The sequence below is a fragment of the Pseudomonas ulcerans genome (assembly GCF_036324125.1).
Taxonomy (GTDB): domain Bacteria; phylum Pseudomonadota; class Gammaproteobacteria; order Pseudomonadales; family Pseudomonadaceae; genus Aquipseudomonas; species Aquipseudomonas ulcerans.
Window position 1 is genome coordinate 42,905 of the sequence record NZ_JAZDQN010000003.1, and the last position, 23,986, is coordinate 66,890.

A 23,986-nucleotide genomic window follows, 5' to 3' on the forward strand; every position below is an offset into this window, starting at 1 on the left:
TCACTGCAAGGCCAACGACATGACAGACCTTCAGAACAAGAACTACATCATTGCCCTCGACCAGGGCACGACCAGTTCGCGGGCCATCATCTTCGACCGTGACGCAAACGTTGTCGGTACCTCCCAGCGCGAGTTCGCCCAGCACTATCCGCAAGCCGGCTGGGTCGAGCACGACCCGATGGAAATCTTCGCCACCCAGAGCGCGACCATGGTCGAGGCCCTGGCCCAGGCAGGCATCAGTCACGACCAGGTGGCTGCCATCGGCATCACCAACCAGCGTGAAACCACGGTGGTGTGGGACAAGGAAACCGGGCGTCCGGTGTACAACGCCATCGTCTGGCAGTGCCGCCGCAGCACCGAGATCTGCGAGCAGCTCAAGCGCGACGGGCTGCAGGACTACATCCGCGAGACCACCGGCCTGGTCACCGACCCGTACTTCTCCGGGACCAAGCTGAAGTGGATCCTCGACAACGTCGACGGCGTGCGCGAGCGCGCCGAACGTGGGGAACTGCTGTTCGGCACCATCGATACCTGGCTGATCTGGAAGTTCTCCGGCGGCAAGGTGCATGTCACCGACTACACCAACGCCTCGCGGACCATGCTGTTCAACATCCACACCCTGCAATGGGATGACAGGATGCTCGAGGTCCTGGGCATTCCCAAGCAGATGCTGCCGCCGGTGCGCCCGTCCTCGGAGATCTACGGCCATACCAAGAGCAACATCGCCATCGCCGGTATCGCCGGCGACCAGCAGGCTGCCCTGTTCGGCCAGATGTGCGTGGAGCCGGGCCAGGCCAAGAATACCTATGGCACCGGCTGCTTCCTGCTGATGAACACCGGCGAGAAAGCCGTGCAGTCGTCCCACGGCCTGCTCACCACCATCGCCTGTGGTCCGCGTGGCGAAGTGGCCTACGCGCTGGAAGGTGCGGTGTTCAACGGCGGTTCCACCGTGCAGTGGCTGCGCGACGAACTGAAGATCGTCAACGACGCCCATGACACCGAATACTTCGCCAGCAAGGTCAAGGACAGCAACGGCGTGTACCTGGTGCCGGCCTTCACCGGTCTCGGCGCGCCCTACTGGGACCCGTATGCCCGCGGCGCACTGTTCGGCCTGACCCGCGGAGTCAAAGTCGACCACATCATCCGTGCCGCCCTGGAATCCATCGCCTACCAGACCCGCGATGTCCTCGACGCCATGCAGCAGGACTGCGGTCAGCGCCTCAGCGCCCTGCGCGTGGATGGCGGCGCGGTGGCCAACAACTTCCTCATGCAGTTCCAGGCGGACATCCTCGGCACCTGCGTCGAGCGTCCGCAGATGCGCGAGACCACCGCCCTCGGCGCCGCCTACCTGGCGGGCCTGGCCTGCGGTTTCTGGAGCGGCCTGGACGAGCTGCGCGGCAAGGCACTGATCGAGCGCGAATTCACGCCGCAGCTGGATGAGGCGGCGAAAGAGAAGCTGTACAGCGGCTGGCTCAAGGCCGTCGACCGCACCCGCGACTGGGAGCCTCACGAGGAGTAACGTTTCAGCGGCCTGGCGCAGCCCTTCCCGTTCGTGGACGGCTGCGCCAAAGGCCATGCCGGTGCCGCCCTCAGGCTGGTCCGACGCCCCTTCCTCCGGCATCATTGCAGCATTTTTCGGCCGCCCCATAGGACGCCCATGAATCTGCCTCCCCGCCAACAACAAATTCTCGAACTGGTCCGTGAGCGCGGCTACGTCAGTATCGAGGAGATGGCGCAGTTGTTCGTCGTCACCCCGCAAACCATTCGCCGCGACATCAACCAGCTCGCCGAGGTCAACCTGCTGCGCCGTTATCACGGTGGCGCCGCCTACGACTCCAGCATCGAGAACACCGCCTACGCCATGCGCGCCGACCAGATGCGCGACGAGAAGCAGCGCATCGCCGAGGCCGTGGCCCGGCAGATCCCCGACCATGCCTCGCTGTTCATCAACATCGGCACCACCACCGAATCCATTGCCCGCGCCCTGCTCAACCACAGCCACCTGAAGATCATCACCAACAACCTGCACGTGGCCTCTATCCTCAGCGCCAAGGATGATTTCGAAGTGCTGCTGGCCGGCGGCAACGTGCGCCGCGACGGCGGCGTGGTCGGCCAGGCCAGTGTCGACTTCATCAACCAGTTCAAGGTCGACTTCGCCCTGGTCGGCATCAGTGGCATCGACGAGGATGGCAGCCTGCTGGACTTCGACTACCAGGAAGTGCGGGTGTCCCAGGCGATCATCGCCAACGCGCGCCAGGTGATTCTCGCTGCCGACTCCAGCAAGTTCGGGCGCAACGCCATGGTGCGCCTGGGTTCCATCAGCCTGATCGACTGCCTGGTGACCGACCAGGCTCCGGTCGCTGCACTGACCCAACTGCTCAACCAATACAAGATTCGCCTCGAAGTGGTCTGACCCTGACCCAGCCGCCAGCGCAAGGCTGGCGGCGTGAATGTTCGGAATTCTTCATTTGTTTGTAACTGGATCAGTATTTTCTATGGAAAGTCGCTGGCCGCCGCCGTTTTGTTGAGCTACCATTTTCGAATACGAACATCCATGTTCAAAAAAGATATCAAAACGACCTTCGAGAGGCCTTGCCGTGTCCCCATCCAGCACTCCCGTCCTTGCCGAAATCTATGACGTCGCCGTCATCGGTGGCGGTATCAATGGTGTCGGCATCGCCGCCGATGCGGCCGGACGCGGCCTCTCTGTGTTCCTTTGCGAAAAGGACGACCTCGCCAGCCACACCTCGTCGGCCAGCAGCAAGCTGATCCACGGCGGCCTGCGCTACCTCGAACACTACGAATTCCGCCTGGTCCGCGAAGCCCTGGCCGAGCGCGAAGTGCTGCTGGCCAAGGCCCCGCACATCGTCAAGCCGATGCGCTTCGTCCTGCCGCACCGCCCGCACCTGCGCCCGGCGTGGATGATCCGTGCCGGCCTGTTCCTCTACGACAACCTGGGCAAGCGCAAGCAGCTCGGTGCGTCGCGCAGCCTGCGCTTCGGCCCGGACAATCCGCTCAAGCCGGAAATCACCCGCGGTTTCGAATACGCCGACTGTGCGGTGGACGACGCCCGCCTGGTGGTGCTCAACGCCATGGCCGCCCGTGAGCGTGGCGCGCATATCCTCACCCGCACCCGCTGCATCAGCGCCCGCCGCGACGGCAAGCTGTGGAACGTGCAGGTCGAGCGCGCCGACGGCAGCCAGCACAGCATCCAGGCCCGCTCGCTGGTCAACGCTGCCGGTCCCTGGGTGGCGAAGTTCATCAAGGACGACCTCAAGCTCGACGCGCCCTACGGCATCCGTCTGATCCAGGGCAGCCACCTGATCGTGCCGAAGCTGTACGAGGGCGAGCACGCCTACATCCTGCAGAACGAAGACCAGCGCATCGTCTTCTGCATTCCGTACCTGGAACGCTTCACCCTGATCGGCACCACCGACCGCGAATACAGCGGCGACCCGGCCCAGGTGGCGATCACCGAGCAAGAGACCGACTACCTGCTCAAGGTGGTCAACCAGCACTTCAAGCATCGCCTCAACCGCGACGACATTCTCCACACCTATTCCGGCGTGCGTCCGCTGTGCAACGACGAGTCGGACAACCCCTCGGCCGTGACCCGCGACTACACCCTGGCGCTCTCCTCGGAAGCCGGCCAGGCGCCGCTGCTGTCGGTGTTCGGCGGCAAGCTGACCACCTACCGCAAGCTCGCCGAATCGGCCATGGCCGAACTGGCGCCGTGGTTCACCCAGATGACCGGCAGCTGGACCGCCAGTGCGCCGCTGCCGGGTGGTGAAGGCATGAGCACGGCGCAGGCCCTGTGCGACGAGATCCTGGCCCGGCATGGCTGGCTGCCGAGCGCGCTGGCCAAGCGTTGGGCGCTGACCTATGGCAGCCGTACCTGGCGCCTGCTCGAAGGCGTGCAGGGTCCGGACGACCTGGGCGAGGCCATGGGTGGCGGGTTGTTCAGCCGCGAAGTGGATTACCTGTGCCGCGAGGAATGGGCGGTGTCGGCGGATGACATCCTCTGGCGGCGGAGCAAATTGGGGCTGTTCCTCAGCGAGGCGGAGCAGCAGGTGCTGCGCGCCTACCTGCAACGCAAGGAGCTGAGCCGCGCGGCCTGATCCGGAATCGGGTCGCCTCCATCGCTGGCAAGCCAGCTCCCACAGGGATTGCATGTATCGGGCCCTTTGGGAGCTGGCTTGCCAGCGATGAGACGTTAAAGAAAAGCAGCGCCGCACCAGTCATTCGGTTTTCCGAACAGCGAACCATGCCATTATTCGGCCACCCGACCGAACCTCTCTGCAATCCTTCCGTCAAAACCTTGTGCTACCCCTGTACTACGGGCATTCGTGATCGAAATCACAGCCTGGCACGACTCATGCTCTACACTCAGAACCCGGATGCGCCGGTGCCGAAAAGCACGGGCTCGCTGAACGAACGGCCGACCAACGGCCTCATAAAAAAAACAAACACACCTCGAGGAACATTCGATGCGTATCGTTCGTCATCTGTTGGGCGCCGCCATCGCGGCCGCCGTGATCGCTTCCCCGGCCATGGCCGAAGAACTGACCGGCACCCTGAAGAAGATCAAGGACTCGGGCACCATCACCCTGGGCCACCGTGACTCCTCCATTCCGTTCTCCTACTTCGCCGATGCGTCGGGCAAACCGGTCGGTTACTCCCACGACATCCAGGTCGCGGTGGTCGAGGCCCTGAAAAAGGACCTGGCCCTGCCGAACCTGAACGTCAAGTACAACCTCGTCACCTCGCAGACCCGTATCCCGCTGGTGCAGAACGGCACCGTCGACCTGGAGTGCGGTTCCACCACCAACAACGTCGAGCGCCAGCAACAGGTCGGCTTCTCGGTGGGCATCTTCGAAGTCGGTACCCGCCTGCTGACCAAGGTCAAGGACGGCCAGCCGCAATACAAGGACTTCCCGGACCTGGCCGGCAAGAACGTGGTGACCACCGCCGGTACCACCTCCGAGCGCCTGCTCAAGGCGATGAACGCCGACAAGCAGATGAAGATGAACGTGATCTCCGCCAAGGACCACGGCGAATCCTTCCAGATGCTCGAATCCGGTCGCGCCGTGGCCTTCATGATGGACGACGCCCTGCTCGCCGGCGAAATGGCCAAGGCCAAGAAGCCCGCCGACTGGGTCATCACCGGTACCCCGCAGTCCTACGAGATCTACGGCTGCATGGTGCGCAAGGACGATCCGGCGTTCAAGAAAGCCGTGGATGACGCCATCGTCGCCCTGTACAAGTCCGGCGAGATCAACAAGATCTACGACAAGTGGTTCCTCCAGCCAGTGCCGCCAAAAGGCCTGAACCTGCAGTTCCCGATGAGCGACGAACTGAAGAAGCTGATCGCCGAGCCGACCGACAAGGCTGCGGACGAAAAGAAGTCCTGAACCCCACCTAGTTAGTGTCTAACCTTTCATCCGAGGGCGCGCGCGCCCCCGGATGCTCGAAGGTGCCCGTGAAACAACTATCCGAGGGGAGACCCCGATGAATTACAACTGGGACTGGGGCGTATTCTTCAAGTCCACCGGCGTGGGCGACGAAACCTATCTGGACTGGTACATCACCGGCCTGGGCTGGACCATCGCCATTGCCATCGCCGCCTGGATCATCGCCTTGCTGCTGGGCTCCGTGCTCGGCGTGATGCGCACCGTGCCGAACCGCGTGGTATCGGGTATCGCCACCTGCTACGTGGAACTCTTCCGTAACGTACCGCTGCTGGTGCAGCTGTTCATCTGGTACTTCCTGGTCCCCGACCTGCTGCCCGAAAGCCTGCAGGAGTGGTTCAAGCAAGACCTCAACCCGACCACCTCGGCGCTGATCAGCGTGGTCATCTGCCTCGGCCTGTTCACCGCCGCCCGCGTCTGCGAGCAGGTGCGCACCGGTATCCAGGCACTGCCCCGCGGCCAGGAAGCCGCCGCCCGCGCCATGGGCTTCAGCCTGCCGCAGATCTACCGCAACGTGCTGCTGCCCCAGGCCTACCGGATCATCATTCCGCCGCTGACTTCGGAGTTCCTCAACGTCTTCAAGAACTCCTCCGTGGCCTCGCTGATCGGCCTGATGGAACTGCTCGCGCAGACCAAGCAGACCGCCGAGTTCTCCGCCAACCTGTTCGAAGCCTTCACCCTGGCGACGCTGATCTACTTCACCCTGAACATGGGCCTGATGCTGCTCATGCGCATGGTCGAGAAGAAGGTCGCGGTACCGGGCCTGATCTCCGTGGGAGGTAAATGATGGAAATGGACTTCAGCGGCATCGTTCCCGCCCTGCCAGGCCTGTGGAACGGCATGGTCATGACCCTCAAGCTGATGGTCATGGGCGTCATCGGTGGTATCGCGCTGGGCACCGTCCTGGCCCTGATGCGCCTGTCGTCGAGCAAGTTGCTGTCGCGACTGGCCGGCGCCTACGTCAACTACTTCCGCTCCATCCCGCTGCTGCTGGTGATCACCTGGTTCTACCTGGCGGTGCCCTTCGTGCTGCGCTGGATCACCGGCGAGGACACCCCCGTCGGCGCCTTCACCTCCTGCGTCGTGGCCTTCATGATGTTCGAGGCGGCCTACTTCTGCGAGATCGTCCGTGCCGGCGTGCAGTCGATCTCCAAGGGCCAGATGGGCGCGGCGCAGGCCCTGGGCATGACCTACGGCCAGACCATGCGCCTGATCATCCTGCCCCAGGCGTTCCGCAAGATGACCCCGCTGCTGCTGCAGCAGAGCATCATCCTGTTCCAGGACACCTCGCTGGTCTACACCGTCGGCCTCGTGGACTTCCTCAACTCGGCCCGCGCCAGCGGCGACATCATCGGACGCTCCAACGAGTTCCTGGTCTTCGCCGGCGCCGTCTACTTCGTCATCAGCTTCTCCGCTTCCTTCCTGGTCAAGCGTCTGCAGAAAAGGATAACCGTATGATTTCCATCAAGAACGTCAACAAGTGGTACGGCGATTTCCAGGTACTGACCGACTGCAACACCGAGGTCAAGAAGGGTGAAGTGGTGGTAGTCTGCGGCCCGTCCGGCTCGGGCAAGTCCACCCTGATCAAGTGCGTGAACGCCCTGGAGCCCTTCCAGAAGGGCGACATCATCGTCGACGGCACCTCGATCGCCGATCCGAAGACCAACCTGCCCAAGCTGCGCTCCCGGGTCGGCATGGTGTTCCAGCACTTCGAGCTGTTCCCGCACCTGAGCATCACCGAGAACCTGACCATCGCCCAGCGCAAGGTGCTCGGCCGCAGCGAGGCGGAAGCGACCAAGAAGGGCCTGGCCCTGCTCGACCGCGTCGGCCTCGGTGCCCACGCCAAGAAGCACCCCGGCCAGCTCTCCGGCGGCCAGCAGCAGCGCGTGGCCATCGCACGCGCGCTGTCGATGGACCCGATCGTCATGCTGTTCGACGAACCGACCTCGGCACTGGACCCGGAAATGGTCAACGAAGTACTGGACGTGATGGTCGAGTTGGCCAACGAAGGCATGACCATGATGTGCGTCACCCATGAAATGGGCTTCGCCCGCAAGGTCGCCAACCGGGTGATCTTCATGGACAAGGGCAGCATCATCGAGGACTGCCAGAAGGAAGACTTCTTCGGCGATCCGTCGGGCCGCCACGAACGCACCCAGCACTTCCTCAGCAAGATCCTGCAACACTAAGCCACTGGTGCCCTGCGCCCGCATCGTCGGGCGCAGGGCGCTGGTCGTGACAAGGCCTCTGTGATGAAATGCGACCCCACGCTCCTTCACCCAGCCAAGCCTGCCCTTGCCGTGAAACCCCGTCTGATCCGCCAACTGCTCATCCCGCCGCTGATCCTGCTGCTGACGATCGGCCTGGGTGTCGCCGGGTTCATGGTCAGCGAGCACAACGGCATCCGCACCTTGAGCGACACCGGCGAGCGCCAGCTTGAGCTGCACGCGCGCACGGTGGAGAGCGAAATCAGCAAGTACACCTACCTGCCCAGCCTGCTGGAGCTGGAAGACAGCGTGTCCCGGCTGCTCACCGAAACCGATGGCGAACAGCGCCAGGCGGTCAACGAATACCTCGAAGGCCTGAACCGGCGCAGCCGCAGCCGGGCGATCTTCGTCCTCGATACCACCGGCCGGGTCCAGGCCACCAGCAACTGGCGCGATGCCGACAGCTTCCTCGGCGAGGACCTGTCGTTCCGTGCCTATTTCCAGGACGCCGTACGCGGCCAGCCAGGGCGTTTCTACGGCATCGGCAGCACCACCGGCGAGCCAGGCTACTACCTGGCCCACGGCCTGGAGGAACACGGCAAGATCATCGGCGTGGCGGTGATCAAGGTGCGCCTGGAAAACCTTGAGGAACGCTGGCAGCGCGCGCGCCTGGAAGCCTTCGTCAGCGACGAGAACGGCATCATCATCCTCTCCAGCGATCCGGCGCGGCGCCTGAAATCCGTGCGGCCGCTGACGCCCGAAACCAAGGAGCGCCTGGCGCGCAGCCTGCAGTACTACTGGTTCTCGCTCAACGAGCTGCAACCCCTGGGCCGGGAAAAGCTCGGCGACAGCCTGGAGAAACTCACCTTCCCGGCCAACGCCCGGCTCGACGACGGCACCCACGAGGTGGCCTACCTGGCCCAGACCCGGCGCCTGGCCGATACCCCCTGGCACTTCACCCTGCTCACCCCGCTGCAGGACCTGCGCCGCGAGTCGATCATCCAGGGCGTGCTGGTGGCGGTGGCCTTCGCCCTGCTGACCATCCTCGCCATCGCCTGGAACGAGCGGCGCAAGGTGATCGCCACCCGCCTCGCCGCCCGCGAGGCGCTGGAAGAAGCCAACAACCAGCTGGAACGCAAGATCGCCGAGCGCACCGCCGACCTGCGCGCCAGCAACGAACGCCTCAAGGCGCAGATCCGCGAGCGACGCCAGGCCGAACAGACCTTGCGCCATGCCCAGGACGAACTGGTCCAGGCCGGCAAGCTGGCAGCCATCGGGCAGATGTCCACCAGCATCGCCCATGAGCTGAACCAGCCGCTGGCGGCGCTGCGCACCCTGTCCGGCAATACCGTGCGCTTCCTCGAACGCGGCTCGCTGGAGATCGCCAGTGCCAACCTGCTGACCATGAACGACCTGATCGACCGCATGGGTCGCATCACCGCCAGCCTGCGCTCCTTCGCCCGGCGTGGCGACGATCGCGGCCAGGCCTCGCTGGGCAAGGCGGTGGACGCCGCCCTGCAGGTGCTCGCCGCGCGCATCGACGGCTGCCACCTGAAATTGCACAGCAACTACAGCGAACAGACCCTGGCCATCGACCAGACCCGCCTGGAGCAGATCCTGGTCAACCTGATCGGCAACGCCCTCGACGCCATGGCCGCGGTGCCGCTGCCGGAACTGTGGCTGGAAGGCGAGACCCACGACAGCAAATACCGCCTGCGCGTGCGCGACAACGGCCACGGCATCGACGACGAGACACGCAAGCACCTCTTCGAACCCTTCTTCACCACCAAGCCGGGCGAGCACGGCCTGGGCCTCGGCCTGACCCTGTCCGCCAGCCTCGCCGCCGCCGCCGGCGGCAGCCTGGGCGTCGAGCACCCCGCCAGCGGCGGTACCGCGTTCGTCATCAGCCTGCCGTTGTTCCCCGCCCCTACCGAACCCGCCGAGTCCTTATGAACACATCGCCCCTGACCGTCCTGATCGTCGAAGACGACCCGCATGTGCTGCTCGGCTGCCAGCAGGCGCTGGCCCTGGAAGATATCGTCAGCGAAGGCGTGGGCAGCGCCGAACAGGCGCTGGAGCGCATTGGCGATGACTTCGCCGGGATCGTCGTCAGCGACATCCGCCTGCCCGGCATCGATGGCCTGGAACTGCTCAGCCGCCTCAAGGCCCGCGACAGCAGCCTGCCGGTGGTGCTGATCACCGGCCACGGCGATATCGACATGGCGGTCGGCGCCATGCGCAACGGCGCCTACGACTTCATGGAGAAACCCTTTTCCCCTGAACGCCTGGTGGACGTGGTGCGTCGCGCCCTGGAACAGCGTGGCCTGGCCCGGGAAGTGTTCGCCCTGCGCCGCCAGCTGGCCGAGCGCAGCACCCTGGAAGGACGCATCATCGGCCGTTCGCCGGCGATGCAGAGCCTGCGCGAGCTGATCGCCAACGTCGCCGACACCTCGGCCAACGTGCTGATCGAAGGCGAGACCGGCACCGGCAAGGAACTGGTCGCGCGCTGCCTGCACGACTTCAGCCGGCGCCAGGGCCAGCCCTTCGTCGCCCTGAACTGCGGCGGCCTGCCGGAGAACCTGTTCGAAAGCGAGATCTTCGGCCATGAGGCGAACGCCTTCACCGGCGCCGGCAAGCGCCGCATCGGCAAGATCGAGCACGCCAACGGTGGCACGCTGTTCCTCGATGAGATCGAGAGCATGCCGATCAACCTGCAGATCAAGCTGCTGCGGGTGTTGCAGGAACGCACCCTGGAACGCCTCGGCTCGAACCAGAGCATCCCGGTGGATTGCCGGGTGATCGCCGCGACCAAGTCCGACCTGGAATCCCTCGGCCAGAGCGGCCAGTTCCGCAGCGACCTGTACTACCGGCTCAACGTGGTGACCCTGGAACTGCCGCCGCTGCGCGAGCGGCGCGAGGACATCCTGCAACTGTTCGAACACTTCCTCCAGCAATCATCGCTGCGCTTCGACCGCGAGGCACCGCAGATGGACAGCCAGACCCTGTCGCGACTGATGAGCCACGACTGGCCGGGCAACGTGCGCGAGCTGCGCAACGTTGCCGAACGCTTCGCCCTCGGCCTGCCTGCGTTCAAGAAGGCCGGGGCCAGCGCGCCATCGCAAGGCGTCGGTTTCGCCGAAGCGGTGGAAGCCTTCGAACGCAACCTGCTCGGCGATGCCCTGCAACGTACCGGCGGCAACCTCAGCCAGGCCAGCCAGGAACTGGGCATGGCCAAGACCACCCTGTTCGACAAGGTGAAGAAGTACGGCCTGGGTTAACGCTGGGCAATATGGCCGATATCGTCGGCACGATGTGATTGCAGGTACGGCAGCACGGCCGCCAGCAAGGCGGCCTTGAACGGCTCCTGGAAACGATGGGCCAGGCCGGGGATCAGCGCCAGCTGGCTGCCCTGGATATGCGCCGCCAGGTGCACGCCGTGCATCACCGGCAGCAACGGGTCGGCAGTGCCGTGTACTACCAGGGTCGGCACCCGCAGGCGATTGAGCAGCTCGACCCGGCTCGGTTCGGCGAGGATCGCCATGATCTGCCGCTTCACGCCTTCCGGATTGAACGCCCGATCGTAGGACACCGCCGCCTGCTGCAGCAGGACCTGCCGATCATCGTGCACCTGCGGGCTGCCCAGCGCGGCCAGCAGGTCGGCCTGCTGCTCGATGGCCACCTCGCGGTTCGGCGCGCTGCGTCGGGCCAGCTGGCTGATCAATGCCGGGCTCGGTGCCGGCAGGCCCTGGGCGCCGGAACTGGACATGATCAGGGTCAGGCTCTCGACCCGTTCCGGCGCCATCGCCGCGACATGCTGGGCGATCATGCCGCCCATGCTCACGCCAAGGACGTGGAAGCGGTTTTCGCCCAGGTAGTTCATCAGTTCCAGGCCGTCTTCGGCCATGTCTTCCAGGGTGTAGGGCGCGCTCACCGAGAGGCCGAGGCGATAGCGCACCAGTTCATAGGTCAGGCTGGCGTCCGCCGGTGGCTGGTTCCAGCGCGACAGGCCGACATCGCGATTGTCATAGCGAATCACCCGGAAACCCTGGCGGCACAGCGCCTCGACGACCTCGTCAGGCCAGTGGATCAACTGCCCACCCAATCCCATCACCAGCAGCAGGGCCGGATCGCTGGCGCGGCCGACACTCTGGTAGGCGAGGCTGACCTGCTTGAGCCGGGCCTGTTCGACAGGCGCATGGACATCGCAACGCGAGGCGGCGAACGACGGAAAGGCGCAAAGCAGCGCGAAAAGAAAGAAATAGACCCGCATGGAAGAAACACCGAAAACGAAAATCCCCAGTAGAGCGCGAGTGTGATGATGTTTGTGCCGTCGCGCTGCCACAGTTCGGTGACAGTTTCGTGAACCTCGCTCAATGGCAGCATTTCCCCCGCCCGCGAGTGACGCTCCGGCAATAGCTATCTACCGCACCGATGTCCGGGTCTTGTCCTGAAATCCGCCCACCGTGGCGCCTCCGGCCACGCCCATCAAGGACAAGCCAGCATGCTCGAACCCCAGGACACACCGCTCATGGACGTGGTCGACTTCGACCTCGTTCATTCACTCGACATCCCCGTCCTCCAGGACGAAAACCTGTTCCTCGCCGCGACGCAGGACTGGCAGGACAGCCGCCAGCGCCTGTTCGTGCTGCTGCGCGACGCCCCCGACAGCGGCCACGACCACTCGCAATGGCTCGCCTATTGGCAAGGGCGGGCGCCGGGCACCGCGCTGTCCCGCCAGGACGACGCCGCGCGCCAGCTTCGCCTGCATCTGCGTGCTGCGGGTGAACGCGCCTTTGCCCAAGGCCTACTGCAGGCCGAACAGCGCCTGGCCCTGGATACCCTGCTGGATGGCGAGCAGCCCGCGCGCATTCCTCACGGTCGCCTGGCATCCGGCAGCCAGTTGTCCCTGCCAGGAGCCCTGGTGATCGACCAGGAGCACAACCGCCTGCTCTATTTGCCGACCCATCATCCGGTGATTCAGGTCTTCACCAGCGAAACGGCGCTGGAGGACTACCTGGTGCAGCGCCAGGACCTGCTCCCCGGTTGCGTCGGCATCGATTACGAACGCAGTGCCACGCCGCTCGACAGCGCCTTCAAGCGCCTGACGAATGCGCTGCTTCAGCGCCGCCAGGAAGATCCCGAGGCCTTCGATGCCTGGCGCAGCATTACGCCGCTGCTGGCCGAAGCACCGCCGCTGCCCGCCGGTGCCGAGCCGCAGACCACGCCCGAAGGCTTCGGCAGCCTGTACCGCGACCTGCCGTTCAGCACCCGCGTGAGCCAGGTTCAACAACAACTCGCGGCCTTCGAAGCCCTCGGCGACGAGATCACGACGCCGCTGCCCGAAGCCCTGCAAGTCGCCCTCGCGAACCTCGCCGGCGCCCAGGCCGACAGCCTGGTCGCCGCCTCGACCCTGCTTGCGCCGGAGGTACCTGACCGTACCAGCGAGGCCTGCCAGGCCTTGCACCAGGCACGGCTCGGCGGCTTGCTCGCCGAAGCGCAGATCCAGCACGCACTGGGCCTGCTCGACAGCGCATCCCGGGCCCTGCTCGACGTGGTGTTGCAGGCCCCTCGCGAGGCACAGCGCAGCGAGCCGGTCAGCGTCGCCACCCTGCACCTGCGCAATGGACAGGATGACCAACAACTCCCGGGCCTGTTGCTGATCGGCCACGGCGACAGCGACGGCGGGATCGCCAGCGGCCAACCGGTGCTGCTGTACTGGCCCGGCCTGGGCGGCGGCCTGCTGCCGTTCGACTCACGCCAGGCGCTGGAGCGGGATGTTTTCAAACTGCCCGCCGATGACCGCAGCCTGCTGGCCCTCACCCTGGACGAGGATGCCTTCGCCCACAGCCTGGAACGCCAGCTTTCAGACTACGAGGCACGCCTGCGCGAGCTGCATCGGCAACACGAAGATGCCGCGCCCGACGTGCTCGTCGCCGCGCTGCGCGAGCTGCGCAACAGCCATGTCGCCGCATTGCAGGTCCCCCGCCACGCAGCCCGGGACCTGGCCCGCCAGCACCTGGTCGAACAACAGCGCAGCCTGCTGTTGTCGCGACAGGCACCGCAATGGCTGCAACAGGTCGAGGCCCGGGACCGACAGCACTTCAAGCAGTTGATCGAGGATTACCTGGCTGCGATGCGGCGCTCGCGCGACTACCTGGCCAGCAGCCTGCCCGCCCGCGCCGAGTTCGCCCGCCAGCAGGTGGCGGCGCAGGTGCGCAAGGTCTTCGCACTGGAACAGGATGTGCGCATCCAGCTCGACCTGCCGGACAGCGTGAGCCAGCGACGTGAACCTATCGTCGGTTCCGGCGCACCCGGCACCCCGGTCAGGCTGGTCTACATTCCCAGCCCGGCACGCAGCCGCCTGAGCCTGGAAGACCTCGCCCTGCAACAGATCGACGAGACGATGCAACAGCGCCTGGGCTTCATGCAGGTACTGGTCGACGGCGGCGACAGCGCCGACCAGGCACGCCTGGTCGCGGCGATCACCCCTGCCTGGCTGCGCACCCTGGTCAGCGAACTGGACCTGGCCGGGCGCTACGAACAGCAGATCATCGAGGCCTTCGCCGGCGCGCCCGGCGAGTTGCCCTTCAGCGCCGGGTACCGCGAGGACTGCCTACTCGACCCGCTGCGCCTGATGCTGCGCCTGCAGGCCGAGGCCGCCCTGCGCCAGCAGCGGATAGATGCCCGGGGCAAGGCACTGCTGGACATCGCCATCGACGCGGACAGCACGACGGCGCACCCGCGCGACAACCGCCAGCCGACCCTGCTGCCGCTGCTGCTGACCAGCGGCGGCGAGGACACCGGGGGCCACAGCGCCGGCCTCTCCGGGGTCACGCTGGTTCACGACGCTGTCACCGGCATCACCCTGCTCTACCTCCCGGACAGCCCCGACGGGCGTTTCCTGCGCCAGTACGACAGCCTGGAAAGCGCACGCAAGGCGGTGTTCCGCCTGTGCTTCGACAGCACGATGGCCGAGTACCTGGCCGGACGCACACTGGCCGGCGACATCGCCGCCCATGTCAGCCGCCTCAACCAGGCGTGCATACGCAAGTTCGACGCCATCATCGGCATCGGCCTGGCCTGGCCCGCTACCACCTCCCTGGCCCGTCACCTGTGCGATGCGCACAAGGGCCGGCTGATCGTCGCCCATCGCGCCAGTTCGCGCTCCCGCCACGACCTGTTCATGGAGAGCTATGCGCTGGAAAGCGGGATGGTGTTCAACTACATCAAAATGGCCCTGGGCGTACTGCCCTTCGTCGGTGCCGCGGTGGCGCTGTTCGATGGCTGGCTCGCAGCCAACCAGGGCGTCGCGGCGCTGCAGCGCGGCGACCCCGGCGCAGCCCTGGAAAGCCTGGAGTCGGTGCTGATGTGCCTGATCGACGCGATGATGGACGTGTTGCCCGGGGCAGGCCTCAACCCGGCGAGCCTGCGCCAGGCGAGTCGCCAGCGCCTGCTGCGTCCCCGCGACCGTTCCGGCGTGGTGCAGCGCTTCAGCGGCTACGAGTACCCCGGCACCCTGTCCCTGGCCGGTGTGCCAGCGGGTAGCGAAGGCATCCTGCGCGGCGTCCATCGCCTCGAACAGGGCGACTTCATCGTCAACCACGGGCGCCTGTACCAGGTGACGTTCGATACCAGCCGCCACACCTGGCGCCTGCTCGGCCAGGGCAAGGGCTACCGCCAGCCGATCGCCCTGGACGAGAACGGCCACTGGGATACCCATGGGGCGCTCTTCGGGGTCAACGTCGTCAGCCCGGTCAGTGGTGGCGGCGGCATGCTCAGCCATCTGGCCGACGGTCTCGATCCGTTGTGGCCGGCGGTAATCCGCGAGCGCCTGCCGCGCTGGTGGACCGATCCGGCGCTGCGCCGCATGCGCACCTTGCGCAGCAGCACCGATTACCAGTTGCGTGAACTGGATCGCCTCAACCGCGAGACGGCAGACCAGCAACGCCTGTTCAACCGCATGAGCGACGAACAGCAGCGCTACCGGCAGGCGGAGAAACTGACCAACCACTATGCCTACGAACGGCATCTCGCCGAAAAGATCTACCCGGACCTGGAGGAGCTGGCGCAGCTCAGTGCCGGCAACAATCGCACCCGCGCCCGTGACCTGATGAGCCGGGTCGCCTGGCTGCAGGTCAACCGTCTGACCAACGAGCTCAACGCCGTGAAGCGCAGCGCCACGGAACTCCTCGACCAGATCGACGAACTGGTCGAGCTGACCGGCAAGACACCGGGCACCGAGATTGGCAGGCACCTGGAAATCATGAAGCGGCGCAAGGTCCTGCGCGTCCAGGTCATCGGCAAGCTCCAGGCGGTGGCCAACTACACCCACGCCATCGAGCTGTGGGGCAAACGCATCACCAATGCCACGCAGAAATCCAAGGTCGGTACGGACATCGAATACGCCCGGCGCAACTTCAACCAGGCCACCTGCGACATCCTCAAGGTGCGCAACTACCTGGAAGTGATCAACCGCTACGAGACCGCCACCGACGAATCCTGGTTCTACCTGCAAGTGCCGGTGGCCAAGGCCTGGGCCGAAGTGGACCGCAGCCTGAACAACCTGTTCCACCTGCCCCAGGTGCGCAGCAACGCCGAGCAGCGCCGGCGCATGCTCGAAGCCTGCATCGACACCTTCGAGCGCTACAGCGCCAACCTGCGGGCCTGGTCCACCAGCTACGCGCGCTACTTCGACCAGGACTTCGTCGAGCCGTTGCTCGAACACCTGGAGTCGATCAGCGACCTGGCCGAGCGCTGGAAGCAGAAGATTCCCGAAACCGCGGTCAAGCCCTCTTCCGAACGCGGTCCGTCGGTGGCCCGCAAGCTCTTCGAGACCGAGGACAACCAGTTCTTCATCGGTGTCGAGGAAGAGGTCGGCGGATCGCAGCGGCGCATGACCATCAACCGCATCAACAACCGCACCGAAGTCTACGTACCCGGCGAAGCCGGGCGCTGGCGCCTGTTGAACACTCCGGGCCACTCGGCGCCAGGAACTCCGGTGGACATCAACCGCCTGCTGCGCGAAGCCCGGGAGCGGCTGGACAGGCTGCCGGCCTACCTGGACAAGGTCCAGGGCTACGCGAGCCAGGACATGCTGCCGCGCAACCTGGAACACCTGCTGCTCAGCGAAGCCAACGAACTGCGCCTGCGGGCCGAGCGCATCGCCGAACAGAACCCGCATGCCGAACTGGTCGCCACCCTGCGCAGCAAAGCCGACGACCTGACGAGCAACGGGCGTACCTTGCGTATCCGCCAGTCGCTGGCCAGCAAGACGCCCAGCGAAGGCCTGCTCGATTACCTGCTCGCGCAGCAGGCCGTCGACCTGCGCAAGATCGGCAGCCTCAACCCGCTACCGAAACGCATCAAGGGCGAGGCGGACTTTCTCCAGGAATACGAAGTCCGCGACCTGAGCCAGGGTGAACCGCGGGTGCTGTGGTACGCGCACTTCCACTACAAGACCCAGGCCCCCGGCTTCGAGCGTTTTACCAAGGCCCACCTGAAGCTCGCCGAACAGCGCCGCCTCGGCCTGCAGTGGCAATTGGCGCAAGGTGAAAGCTCCGAACGGATCTGGCGTGGCGACATCGGCAAGCCGATGGCGAAAAAGCACTTCGCCGCCCTGTTCCAGCAAACCAGCGACGCCTGAGCACCGCCCCCGTGATGCCGTGAGATACGGCATCACGGGGGCGCCTTGGCCTGCGGCGGTCGACAGCGCGAGTTGCATGAGACAAACTCAACGACATTGCGTTTTTCGTCAAATTACTCTCATGGAGACTCCGGGTGCTCGAAATCCGCCACCTGAAAACCCTGCACGCCCTGCGCGAGGCCGACAGCCTGGTGGAGGCCGCCGAGCGCTTGCACCTGACCCAGTCGGCCCTGTCGCACCAGTTCAAGGAACTGGAAGAACGCCTGGGCATGCCGCTGTTCGTGCGCAAGACCAAGCCGATCCGCTTCACCAGCGCCGGCCTGCGCCTGCTGCAACTGGCCGACGCCACCCTGCCGCTGCTGCGTGGCGCCGAGCGGGATATCGCCCGGCTGGTGGGCGGCACCGCCGGCCGTCTGCACATGGCCATCGAATGCCATAGCTGCTTCCAGTGGCTGATGCCGACCATCGACCAGTTCCGCGACGCCTGGCCGGAAGTCGAGCTGGACCTGGCCTCCGGCTTCGCCTTCGCCCCCCTGCCCGCCCTCGCCCGCGGCGACCTCGACCTGGTGGTGACCTCCGACCCGGTGGAACTGGCCGGGATCACCTATGTACCGCTGTTCACCTACGAGGCCATGCTCGCCGTGGCCAACCAGCACGCCCTGGCGGGGCGGCCCTACGTGGTGCCGACCGACCTGGCCACCGAAACCCTGATCACCTACCCGGTGGAACGCGACCGCCTGGATATCTTCACCCGCTTCCTGGAGCCGGCCGACGTCGAGCCGGCGCAGGTGCGCACGGCGGAACTGACGGTGATGATGATGCAACTGGTCGCCAGCGGCCGCGGCGTCTGCGGCATGCCGCACTGGGCGCTGCACGAGTACAGCTCGCGGGGCTACGTGAAGGCCAAGCGCCTGGGCGAGAAAGGCCTGTTCGCCACGCTGTACGCCGCGGTGCGCACCGACATGCTGGATGCGCCGTACATGCGCGACTTCCTGCTCACCGCCAAGGACACCTCGTTCTCCACCCTCGACGGTGTCAGCGCCGTGCGCTGAGCATCAGGCCAGCTTGCGCTGCTCCTGCACCAGGCGCAGCGCCAGGGCGGCGAGGACGAAGCCCATCACGTAGCGTTGCAGCATCAGCCACAGTGGATAGCGCATGAACCAGGCGGAAATGCCGGCGGCGAACAGGGCGATCAGCAGGTTGACGGTAAAGCTCACGCTGATCTGGGTGACGCCGAGGATCAGGCTCTGGGCCAGGACCGAGCCGTGTTCCGGGGTGATGAACTGCGGCAGGATCGACAGGTAGAACATCGCCACCTTCGGGTTCAGCAGGCTGGTGAGGAAGCCCATCAGCACCAGCTTGCGCGGCGAGTCCGGGGCCAGTTCACGCGGCTCGAAGGGCGAGCGTGCTCCTGGCTTGACGGCTTGCCAGGCCATCCACAGCAGGTAGCCGGCGCCGGCCCAGCGCAGGATGTCGTAGCCCAGCGGCACGGCCATGAACAAGGCGGTCAGGCCGACGGCCGCGGCGGTCATGTGCACCAGGAAGCCGGCGACCACGCCCAGCAGCGAAGTGACCCCGGCGATGCGGCCCTGGCAGATGGAGCGGGAGATCAGGTAGATCATGTTCGGTCCGGGGGTAAGGACCATCAGCAGGGCGGCGCCGGTGAACAGCAGCCAGTCGTTGAGAGGAATCATTCAGGGGCACTCCTTTGCAGTGAATTGTTTGTTGTTCTTTAGGGCCTCATCGCTGGCAAGCCAGCTCCCACAATGTTCGCGTCGCACACAAATCCTGTGGTTGACAGAGATCCCTGTGGGAGCTGGCTTGCCAGCGATAAATGGCTCAGTCACCGCGATACAGTGGCAGGATCAAATCCCGGGTCAATGGCGCCAGTTCCAGTTGCCGAGCACTCTTACCATCGACCCACAGCGCTTCCTCGATTTCCGCCGCCGGCACCACCGTCTCGGCGGTCTCCACCCGAAACAGCTCGCACACCACCTCGAACCCCGGCTCGTTCGCCGCCGGCGCACTGAAATTGCCGAGGTAACGGGCCTCATCCTCATCGATGCGCAGCCCCAGTTCCTCGAACAGTTCCCGCGCCAGCGCCTTCACCGGCAACTCGTCCGCCTCGATCTTGCCCCCCGGCTGCATGAACGCCAGGGTGCCGCGCTTGCGCACCAGCAGGGTCTGGCCCTGCGGGTCGATCAACAGGGCGGCGGCGATGCGGATGGTCTTGCTCATGGCGGCAACTCGTAAGCGAAAAAAGACGCGCAAGGATCACCTGACCAGTGGCCTCTTGCAACCATTGGCGGACAGCCGCATAAACAGGTGATGAACCTCCCCGCCCTCGATCATCCGGTACTGGACGCCTTCCACCCTGCGGTGCGCGCCTGGTTCCGCCGCAGCTTCGCCACGGTCACTGCGGCCCAGGCCCGGGCCTGGCCGCTGATCCACAAGGGCGAATCGCTGCTGGTGGCCGCGCCCACCGGTTCCGGCAAGACCCTGACCGCCTTCCTCGCCGTGCTCGACGAACTCTTCGAACAGGGCTTGGCGAACGACGGCCAGTTGCCGGACGAAACCCTGGTGGTCTACGTCTCGCCGCTCAAGGCGCTGTCCAACGATATCCAGATCAACCTGCAGAATCCGCTGGCCGGGATCAGCGCCGAGCTGGAACGCCAAGGCCTGCCGGTGCCGCGCATCCGCACGGCCGTGCGCACCGGCGACACGCCGCAGAAAGAACGCACGGCCATGCGCCGGCAAGCGCCGCATATCCTCGTGACCACTCCGGAATCGCTGTACGTCCTGCTCGGCTCCGCGTCCGGGCGCAAGGGCCTGGAGACGGTGCACACGGTGATCGTCGACGAGATCCACGCCATGGCCGGCAACAAGCGCGGCAGCCACCTGAGCCTGACCCTGGAGCGCCTGGAAGCCCTTTGCGGGCGACCGTTGCGGCGCATCGGCCTGTCGGCGACGCAACGCCCGGTGGAACGGGTCGCGGGGTTCCTGGTGGGGGCCGGACGGGCCTGCGCCATCGTCGATATCGGCCATGCCCGGCACCGTGACCTGGGCATCGAAGTGCCGCCGCAGCCCCTTGCCGCAGTGATGGCCAACGATGTCTGGGAACGGGTCTACGACCGCCTCGCCGTGCTCGCCCGCGAACACCGCACCACGCTGGTCTTCGTCAACACCCGGCGCCTGGCCGAGCGCATGGCTCGCCATCTCAGCGAACGCCTCGGGCGCGACGCCGTGGCAGCGCACCACGGCAGCCTGGCCAAGGAAGCCCGGCTGGACGCCGAGCAGCGTCTCAAGCGCGGCGAACTGCAGGTGCTGGTGGCCACAGCCTCGCTGGAGCTGGGCATCGATATCGGCGAGGTGGAGCTGGTCTGCCAGATCGCTTCGCCGGGCTCCATCGCCGCGTTCCTGCAACGGGTCGGGCGCTCCGGGCACCAGGTCGACGGCACGCCCAAGGGCCGCCTGTTTCCCACCAGCCGCGACGACCTGATCGAGTGCATCGCCCTGCTCGACTGCGTGCGCCGGGGCGAGCTGGACGAGGTGCGGATTCCCCGCGCGCCGCTGGATGTGCTGGCCCAGCAGATCATCGCCGAGGTCAGCTGCCAGCCCTGGGCAGAACAGGCGCTGCTCGCCTGTTTCCACCGCGCCCAGCCCTACGCCGGGCTCGACGAAAAACGCTACCAGGCCCTGCTGCGCATGCTCGCCGAAGGCTACAGCGGCCGCCAGGGCGTGCGCGGCGCCTACCTGCACCGCGACGCGGTCAGCGGCGAACTGCGCGGTCGCCGTGGCAGCCAGCTGACCGCCCTGACCAGCGGCGGGACCATTCCCGACAACGCCGACTACGCCGTAGTGCTGGAACCGCAGGCCCTGAACATCGGCAGCGTCAACGAGGACTTTGCGGTCGAGAGCATCGCCGGCGATATCTTCCAGCTGGGCAATGCGTCCTATCGCATCCTGCGGGTCGAGCCGGGCCGGGTCCGGGTCGAGGACGCCCAGGGCCAGCCGCCGAACATTCCCTTCTGGCTTGGCGAGGCGCCGGGGCGCAGCGACGACCTGTCCCGCGCGGTGGCGCGCCTGCAGGCGGAAATCGACCAGCGCCTGGAAGACAGCGGCGGCCGTGAACAACCCCTGCTGCGCTGGCTCGCCGACTCATTGGGCGTGGGCGAGGACAGCGCCGGACAATTGCTCGACTACCTCGGTCGCACCCGCCAGGTCCTCGGTGCCCTGCCGTCCCAGGACACCCTGGTGATGGAGCGTTTCTTCGACGAGTCCGGCGGCACCCAGCTGATCATCCATTCGCCGTTCGGCAGCCGCATCAACCGCGCCTGGGGGCTGGCCCTGCGCAAGCGCTTCTGCCGCACCTTCAATTTCGAACTGCAGGCGGCGGCGAGCGAGGACGCCATCATCCTGTCACTGTCCGCCGGGCACAGCTTTGCCCTGGAAGAGGTGTGGCGCTATTTGCCGAGCGCCAGCGCCGAGCACATCCTGATCCAGGCGGTGCTCGACGCGCCGCTGTTCGGCGTGCGCTGGCGCTGGAACGCCGGCGTTGCCCTGGCCCTGCCGCGCTTCGCCGGTGGCAAGCGCATCGCCCCGCAGATCCAGCGCATGCGCAGCGAGGACCTGACCGCCGCGGTGTTCCCCGACCAGTTGGCGTGCCTGGAAAACATCGTCGGCGAGCGCGAGGTGCCGGATCACCCGCTGGTGGAACAGACCCTCGACGACTGCCTGCACGAAGCCATGGATGCCGAGGGCTGGCTGGCCCTGCTGCGGCGTATCGAAAGTGGCGGGATCCGCCTGGTCTGCCGTGACCTGCCGGCCCCCTCGCCGCTGGCGGCGGCCATTCTCAATGCCCGCCCGTATGCCTTCCTCGACGACGCACCGCTGGAAGAACGGCGCACCCAGGCCGTGCTCAACCGGCGTTGGAACGAACCGCAGAGCGGCGACGCGCTTGGCGCCCTGGATCGCGATGCCATTGCGGCAGTCGCCGCCGAAGCCTGGCCGACACCGGGCAGCAGCGACGAGATGCACGAGGCGCTGATGACCCTGGCGGCGATCACCGATGCCGAGGTGGAAGCCAATCCCGGCTGGACCGAATGGCTGGCGCAGTTGGCCAAGGGCACCCGTGCCTGCCGCCTGCAACTGGCCGATGGCGGCCTGTGGCTGGCGCGCGAACGCCTGAACCTGTTGCGCGCGGTGTATCCGCAGGCTGCGCTACAACCGGACCTGGCGCCCTTGCCGGGTTTCGACGAGCGGGTTGAGGAAGACGACGCGGTACTCGAACTGGTTCGCTCCCGCCTCGGTGGCTTCGGCCCTTCGACGCCGCGCCAGATCGCCACGCCCTTGCAATTGCGCCCGGCGTCGATCGACCAGGCCCTGGCCCGCCTCGAAGGCGAGGGCTACGTGCTGCGTGGCCAATTCGACCCTGACCAAGCCGAGGAACAGTGGTGCGAACGTCACCTGCTGGCGCGTATCCATCGCTACACCATCAAGCGCCTGCGCCGGGAAATCGAGCCGGTCAGCCTGCAGGACTTCATGCGTTTCCTGTTCGAGTGGCAGCACCTGGCCAGCGCCAGCCGCCTGCAAGGCAACGCGGCCCTGGGCGAGGTGCTGGAACAATTCGAGGGCTACGCTGCGGCCGCCAGTGCCTGGGAAAGCGACCTGCTGCCGGCCCGGCTGGGCGACTACAGCCCGCGCTGGCTGGACGAAGCCTGTCGCGCCGGCAAGTTTGCCTGGGCTCGCCTGGCGCCATCCGGCAAGGCCGCTGCCAGCACCTTGCGCAGCACGCCGCTGGTGTTGTTGCCGCGCAGCCGGCTGGGCTTGTGGCAGGGGCTGGGGCAACCATTCGCCATCGAGGCACTGTCGCCACGGGCGCAGAAGGTCCACGCCACGCTGAGCCAGCACGGTGCGCTGTTCTTCGATGAACTGCGCGACGATGCCCGCCTGCTGCCCACCGAGCTGGAGAACGCCTTGCAGGAGCTGGTCGCCGCCGGGCTGGTCAGCGCCGACAGCTTCGCCGGCCTGCGCGCCCTGATCACCCCGGCCAGCAAGCGCCAGGCCCACGGCAGCCGGCGTGGGCGCGGGCCGCTGTTCGGCGGCATGGACGATGCCGGGCGCTGGGCGCTGTTACGTCGCAACGGCAGCAACGATGATCGCGAGACGCTCCACGAACATATCGCCCGCACCCTGTTGCGCCGCTACGGCGTGGTGTTCTGGCGCCTGCTGGAGCGCGAGGCCGACTGGCTGCCGAGCTGGCGCGAACTGCTGCGCACCTTCCACCGCCTGGAGGCACGCGGCGAGATTCGCGGCGGGCGCTTCGTCAGTGGACTGGCCGGCGAGCAATTCGCCTTGCCCGAGGCCATCGCCGTCCTGCGCGGTGTCCGGCGCCAGCCACTGGACGGCAGCCTGGTGCTGGTCAGCGGCAGCGATCCGCTCAACCTCAGCGGCAGCCTGCTGCCCGGGAGCAAGGTGCCGGCGCTGGCGGGCAATCGCCTGCTTTATCGCGACGGGGTGCCGGTGGCGGCGCTGGTGGCGGGGACGGCGCAGTTCTGGCCCGAGGTAACGGAGAAAGATGAAAACCTGCTGCGCGAGCGTCTGATTCGCGGCACCTGACTGGCCTCATGCCCCCATCCGCTATATGGTTAACGGCTTGCCCGACGACT

Annotated in this window: 15 protein-coding genes; 12 read left to right on the top strand and 3 right to left on the bottom strand. The window is 66.2% G+C overall.

Annotated features, from left to right (window positions below):
• Positions 1–19 precede the first annotated feature (19 nt).
• The 9 genes from glpK (at position 20) to aauR (ending at position 10,953) form a co-directional block, all read left to right on the top strand.
• Positions 20–1,519, top strand: coding sequence for a glycerol kinase GlpK (gene glpK / locus V0R59_RS03795; protein WP_330073481.1), 1,500 nt, complete (start codon positions 20–22; stop codon positions 1,517–1,519).
• A 138-nt stretch (positions 1,520–1,657) separates the two neighbouring features.
• The gene (gene glpR, locus V0R59_RS03800; RefSeq protein ID WP_330073480.1) at positions 1,658–2,413 is read left to right on the top strand and encodes a DNA-binding transcriptional repressor GlpR; all 756 of its coding nucleotides are present in this window, start codon (positions 1,658–1,660) and stop codon (positions 2,411–2,413) included.
• Between the two features lie 184 nt (positions 2,414–2,597).
• Positions 2,598–4,118 carry a glycerol-3-phosphate dehydrogenase gene (gene glpD / locus V0R59_RS03805; RefSeq protein WP_330073479.1) on the top strand — a complete coding sequence of 507 codons (1,521 nt, stop codon included), beginning with the start codon at positions 2,598–2,600 and terminating at the stop codon, positions 4,116–4,118.
• 369 nt (positions 4,119–4,487) lie between these two features.
• The gene (locus V0R59_RS03810) at positions 4,488–5,411 is read left to right on the top strand and encodes a glutamate/aspartate ABC transporter substrate-binding protein (RefSeq protein ID WP_330073478.1); all 924 of its coding nucleotides are present in this window, start codon (positions 4,488–4,490) and stop codon (positions 5,409–5,411) included.
• Positions 5,412–5,508: 97 nt separating this feature from the next.
• Positions 5,509–6,255: an amino acid ABC transporter permease gene (locus V0R59_RS03815; RefSeq protein ID WP_330073477.1), complete on the top strand. Its 747-nt coding sequence runs from the start codon at positions 5,509–5,511 to the stop codon at positions 6,253–6,255.
• Positions 6,255–6,926, top strand: a complete 672-nt coding sequence (locus V0R59_RS03820; protein WP_330073476.1) for an ABC transporter permease subunit — start codon at positions 6,255–6,257, stop codon at positions 6,924–6,926. Before V0R59_RS03815 ends, V0R59_RS03820 begins: the two co-directional genes overlap by 1 nt.
• A complete protein-coding gene (locus V0R59_RS03825) occupies positions 6,923–7,657 on the top strand; it encodes an amino acid ABC transporter ATP-binding protein (protein ID WP_330073475.1) in 735 nt (244 codons plus the stop codon). Before V0R59_RS03820 ends, V0R59_RS03825 begins: the two co-directional genes overlap by 4 nt.
• 63 nt (positions 7,658–7,720) lie before the next feature.
• Complete coding sequence (gene aauS, locus V0R59_RS03830; RefSeq protein ID WP_330073474.1) at positions 7,721–9,628, top strand: two-component sensor histidine kinase AauS; 1,908 nt, start codon at positions 7,721–7,723, stop codon at positions 9,626–9,628.
• Positions 9,625–10,953, top strand: a complete 1,329-nt coding sequence (gene aauR, locus V0R59_RS03835) for a two-component response regulator AauR (RefSeq protein ID WP_330073473.1) — start codon at positions 9,625–9,627, stop codon at positions 10,951–10,953. The genes aauS and aauR overlap by 4 nt, the downstream gene beginning before the upstream one ends.
• Here the strand turns inward: aauR and V0R59_RS03840 are convergent.
• Positions 10,950–11,945, bottom strand: coding sequence for an alpha/beta fold hydrolase (locus tag V0R59_RS03840; RefSeq protein WP_330073472.1), 996 nt, complete (start codon positions 11,943–11,945; stop codon positions 10,950–10,952). The genes aauR and V0R59_RS03840 overlap by 4 nt on opposite strands.
• A gap of 231 nt (positions 11,946–12,176) precedes the next feature.
• Between V0R59_RS03840 and V0R59_RS03845 the strand changes: the two genes are divergently transcribed.
• Together V0R59_RS03845 and metR are read left to right on the top strand one after the other, a co-directional pair.
• The gene (locus V0R59_RS03845) at positions 12,177–17,318 is read left to right on the top strand and encodes a dermonecrotic toxin domain-containing protein (protein WP_330073471.1); all 5,142 of its coding nucleotides are present in this window, start codon (positions 12,177–12,179) and stop codon (positions 17,316–17,318) included.
• A 134-nt stretch (positions 17,319–17,452) separates the two neighbouring features.
• Positions 17,453–18,370: a transcriptional regulator MetR gene (gene metR, locus V0R59_RS03850; RefSeq protein ID WP_330073470.1), complete on the top strand. Its 918-nt coding sequence runs from the start codon at positions 17,453–17,455 to the stop codon at positions 18,368–18,370.
• Between the two features lie 3 nt (positions 18,371–18,373).
• Here the strand turns inward: metR and V0R59_RS03855 are convergent, their stop codons facing one another.
• Entirely contained in the window at positions 18,374–19,012 is a 639-nt protein-coding gene (locus tag V0R59_RS03855; RefSeq protein ID WP_330073469.1) for a LysE family translocator, read from the bottom strand.
• 145 nt (positions 19,013–19,157) lie between these two features.
• Positions 19,158–19,556, bottom strand: coding sequence for an NUDIX hydrolase (locus V0R59_RS03860; protein ID WP_330073468.1), 399 nt, complete (start codon positions 19,554–19,556; stop codon positions 19,158–19,160).
• A gap of 90 nt (positions 19,557–19,646) precedes the next feature.
• Between V0R59_RS03860 and V0R59_RS03865 the strand changes: the two genes are divergently transcribed.
• A complete protein-coding gene (locus tag V0R59_RS03865) occupies positions 19,647–23,936 on the top strand; it encodes a DEAD/DEAH box helicase (RefSeq protein WP_330073467.1) in 4,290 nt (1,429 codons plus the stop codon).
• Positions 23,937–23,986: the final 50 nt, after the last annotated feature.

Excerpts from the sequence above, each read along its gene's own strand:
- V0R59_RS03810 (WP_330073478.1), top strand. The coding sequence starts at position 4,488 with ATGCGTATCGTTCGTCATCTGTTGGGCGCCGCCATCGCGGCCGCCGTG.
- V0R59_RS03825 (WP_330073475.1), top strand. The coding sequence starts at position 6,923 with ATGATTTCCATCAAGAACGTCAACAAGTGGTACGGCGATTTCCAGGTA.
- glpR (WP_330073480.1), top strand. The coding sequence starts at position 1,658 with ATGAATCTGCCTCCCCGCCAACAACAAATTCTCGAACTGGTCCGTGAG.
- V0R59_RS03860 (WP_330073468.1), bottom strand. The coding sequence starts at position 19,556 with ATGAGCAAGACCATCCGCATCGCCGCCGCCCTGTTGATCGACCCGCAG.
- V0R59_RS03845 (WP_330073471.1), top strand. The coding sequence starts at position 12,177 with ATGCTCGAACCCCAGGACACACCGCTCATGGACGTGGTCGACTTCGAC.
- V0R59_RS03815 (WP_330073477.1), top strand. The coding sequence starts at position 5,509 with ATGAATTACAACTGGGACTGGGGCGTATTCTTCAAGTCCACCGGCGTG.
- aauS (WP_330073474.1), top strand. The coding sequence starts at position 7,721 with ATGAAATGCGACCCCACGCTCCTTCACCCAGCCAAGCCTGCCCTTGCC.
- V0R59_RS03865 (WP_330073467.1), top strand. The coding sequence starts at position 19,647 with ATGAACCTCCCCGCCCTCGATCATCCGGTACTGGACGCCTTCCACCCT.
- glpK (WP_330073481.1), top strand. The coding sequence starts at position 20 with ATGACAGACCTTCAGAACAAGAACTACATCATTGCCCTCGACCAGGGC.
- aauR (WP_330073473.1), top strand. The coding sequence starts at position 9,625 with ATGAACACATCGCCCCTGACCGTCCTGATCGTCGAAGACGACCCGCAT.
- V0R59_RS03820 (WP_330073476.1), top strand. The coding sequence starts at position 6,255 with ATGGAAATGGACTTCAGCGGCATCGTTCCCGCCCTGCCAGGCCTGTGG.
- V0R59_RS03840 (WP_330073472.1), bottom strand. The coding sequence starts at position 11,945 with ATGCGGGTCTATTTCTTTCTTTTCGCGCTGCTTTGCGCCTTTCCGTCG.
- V0R59_RS03855 (WP_330073469.1), bottom strand. The coding sequence starts at position 19,012 with ATGATTCCTCTCAACGACTGGCTGCTGTTCACCGGCGCCGCCCTGCTG.